This window comes from Alphaproteobacteria bacterium (assembly GCA_030740435.1).
Classification (GTDB): Bacteria; Pseudomonadota; Alphaproteobacteria; order UBA2966; family UBA2966.
In genome coordinates this window covers 1-3,216 of sequence record JASLXG010000215.1, presented here as the reverse complement: position 1 = coordinate 3,216, position 3,216 = coordinate 1, and the positions used below count along the sequence as shown (strand labels likewise).

The 3,216-nt window shown below is 66.6% G+C and carries 3 protein-coding genes; all 3 read right to left on the bottom strand.

Annotation, left to right across the window (positions count from 1 at the left end; translation table 11 throughout):
* The coding region (locus QGG75_20395; protein ID MDP6069590.1) for a radical SAM protein at positions 1 to 1,032 on the bottom strand (1,032 nt) is incomplete at its 3' end.
* A gap of 599 nt (positions 1,033 to 1,631) precedes the next feature.
* Positions 1,632 to 2,786, bottom strand: coding sequence for a glycosyltransferase (locus tag QGG75_20390; GenBank protein ID MDP6069589.1), 1,155 nt, complete (start codon positions 2,784 to 2,786; stop codon positions 1,632 to 1,634).
* A 19-nt stretch (positions 2,787 to 2,805) separates the two neighbouring features.
* Positions 2,806 to 3,216 (bottom strand): asparagine synthase C-terminal domain-containing protein (locus tag QGG75_20385; GenBank protein ID MDP6069588.1); only part of this gene is annotated, 411 nt, incomplete at its 5' end.

Here is a 3,216-nt window from a genome sequence, read left to right as displayed (position 1 = left end):
GCCGGACAACAGCCCGGCTTCGCGGAGGCCGTCCAAGGTGAGGTCGAAGCAGTCTTCGCCATCGGAATCGAAGCCGAAAATCAGACCGGCCACGACGATGAAGCCGTAGCTTTGGATGGTCCGCACCGCCGCCACCATCTCAGGCGCCGCGTTCTGAACCTTGGCGGTCTCCAGCAGCGAGTTCTCGCTGAAGCTCTCGATGCCGACGAACAAGAGATCGAAGCCGGCCCGGCGCATCTTCTGCAACAGGCGATCGTGCTTGTGTATGTTGATGGTCAGCCAGGTATAGAGGCTGGGGCGAAAGCCGCTGCGGCTCTGCCAGGCGATCAGGGCATCGACCACGGCTTCCGCCCAGCGCGGCTCGCCGATGAAGTTGTCGCAGGCGAACAGCACCTCGCCGACGCCGCTGCGGCAGAGCTGGTCGATCTCGGCAACGATCAACTCGGGGGGTTTGTTGTGGGCGCGGTTGTTGTCGGGAAGGATGCGAACGTCGCAAAACTCGCAGAGAAACGGGCAGCCGCGCGAGACCTCGAGCACGGCGCCGTAATAGCGCTTCAGACCGGCCTCCAGCAAGCCCTGGTGCATGGGCCGGGCGAGGGCCAGGTCAAAGCGGCGGGCGGCCCGCAGGACCGGCTGCAGGTCCTTCCCCAGACGCAGAGCCTCGAGGATTTCCGGCAGATTCTCCTCGCCGTCACCAATGCAGACGTGGTCGAAATCGGCAAGCTTGTTCAGGTCGCCGGCCTGCTCGAAGGACCAGCAGATGGGCCCGCCGACGATGAAGCGGGCCCCGGCATGGCGCCTGGCCAGTTGCTCGCGGGTTTGCACCAGCTTGGCGTAATCCTGGTTGACGGCGCTGAACAGATAGACGTCGGCCCGCGCAATGTCATCCACCCTGTCGAAGCGGGTGTCGTAGAGGCTGAGTTCGAAGTGCCCGTCGTCGGGGATGTGGGCGGCCAAGGTGTAGGCCCAGACCGGCATGAACTGGGCGCCGTAGTTCTGGGTATTGGCGTAGAAGGGGTCGGGGGCATGCACGAAAGCGCAATGCATGACCCCTGGCCCGGCGGCCGGCGGCGAATCCTGTGCTGCCCTGGATTGTGTCAAAGCTTGCTTTCCCGTCATGCGTCCGGCCTGATCATGAGATAGGCCCCGTGGTCCATTTTTCGAGGTGGCATGACCTGTGACGGTGGCATTCTACGGCGATTTGTTTCGAGCATAACGATGACCGCGGCAAAAAATCGCCGTCTTGGTGTGGGGATTTGGCGTTTGCCATCGGCGGCTCGACGCGCTGATCCAGAGCGACCTGATAACATCATACGTCCCCTGCGCTGGCGGCGGCGATCGCCAGCGCCGATGCGCAATTCACGAGCCAACAACCGACGCTCCTTTACGCCGTCAACCAGGCCTATTTCTTCGTCTGACACCGTCTGGCCGTGGCCCGCCTGATCTGGGACAAGGGGGTTGGGGTACGTTTCGCCCTGATCGCCAACACCAGGTCGAGACTCCCAGGCGCCGTGCCGCAGGCCGATCTCCAAGCCTGGCACGACGAGGGTGTGGTCGAGTGGCGGGGGCGGCGTGCCGAGATGCCGGCGGTGGTGCCGCTGCCGCGAGGTGGTGCGCCAGGCGCTGGCCATCTACCGTGACGCCGTGGGTTGATCGGCAAGCTCCCGGTAGAGCGCCTCGTAGCGGCCGGCGATACGGTCGAGCGAATAATGTTCCTTAAGGCGTTGGCGTGCGCTTTGACCCAGTCGCTGCCGACCCTCGGGGCCCAGATCGACGAGCTCCAGCAAGGCCGCGGCCAGGGCAGCGGGATCACCGGCCGGAACCACCCGGCCGGTCTCTCCCACCATCACGGCACAATCGCCAACGTTGGTGACGGCGCAGGGAACCGCGCAGGCCATGGCCTCGCCGACGGCGTTGGGGAAGCCCTCGCCGTGCGAGGCGCAACTGGCGATGTCGAGGGCCGCGGTCACGGCGGCGATGTCACGGCGCAGGCCGAGCGTATGCAACCGCTGCCTCGGCACCGGGCGGGCCAGCTCAGCGAGTTCGGCATTGTTGCCATCGCAGCCCGGCCCGATCACGGCGAAATGCACCTCCGGCCGCTGCGCCGCTAAGACCGCGGCGGCGGCCAGGAAGATGTCCTGGCCCTTGACTGGATCGTAGCGCGCCACCATGCCGATCAGGGGACTCTCCTCGGCCAGTCCCAGGGCGCCACGAACGGCGGCCCGGCGTTGCCGGTCGGGGCGAAAGGCCTCGAGATCGAAGCCGTTGGGGATGATGTCCCAGCGCCTGGGGTGGTAGCCCAGGCCCTCGTGCATGGTGCGGCCGGCCTGGGAATTGCTTACCACGACCTGGGGCCGGGACGAGAGGACGGCCAGCGCCCGCACCACCAGTCCATTGAGGCCCCGGTAATAGCTCTCCCCCATGTCCGAACAGCGCACGTTCCAAGCCACTTTCGGCACCCCGGCCAGGCCAGCAGCAACCAAGCCCATCAGGTCGGCATGGTAAAGCCAGGTCTGCACCACGGCGGGCCGATCCCGGCGCAGGGCCTGCCTGAGCCTCCATAAGCCGGCCGGACTGGGCAGTCCCGGCGACATTCCCAGCGCTTTGACGGGGATCTCAAGCTCGCGAATCGGGGCTGCCATCTCGCCCTCGCCGGTCAGCGATACCACCCGGTTGGCGAAGGCCCTTCGATCCATGGCCGAGAGCAGCTTGTAGAGCATGATCTCGGCCCCGCCTAGGGAAAGGCCGGTGATGACGTGAACCACCTTGATGCCTTGGTTGGACATTACCGAAATGGCCGGCGACTCACGCCGTCCGGGCTTGCAGGTCGTGCCAGGCCTGGAACATCAGGGCACCCCAGATCGGCTCATGCCAGGGCTTGCCGGCCTGCAGCTCGCGCCAGGCGCGGCGGATGGGCTGGGGGTCGAAAAGGCCGTCGCGGCGCAGCCGCTCCTCGCTCAGCAGATCCTCGGCCCAGTCCCGCAGCGGCCCGCGCAGCCAGGTGCCGGTGGGGATGGAGAAGCCCTTCTTGGGGCGGTCGATCAGCGCCCGCGGCAGGTATTGCTGCAGCACATGGCGCAACAGCCACTTGCCGCGGCCGTCCCTGGCGCGCAATGCCGGGGGCAGGCGCCAGACGTACTCGACCACCCGGTGGTCGAGCAGCGGCACCCGTGCTTCCAGGCTGACCGCCATGCTGGCCCGGTCGACCTTGGTCAG

Coding starts and splice junctions, on each gene's coding strand:
- QGG75_20390 (MDP6069589.1), bottom strand. CDS start 2,786: ATGTCCAACCAAGGCATCAAGGTGGTTCACGTCATCACCGGCCTTTCC.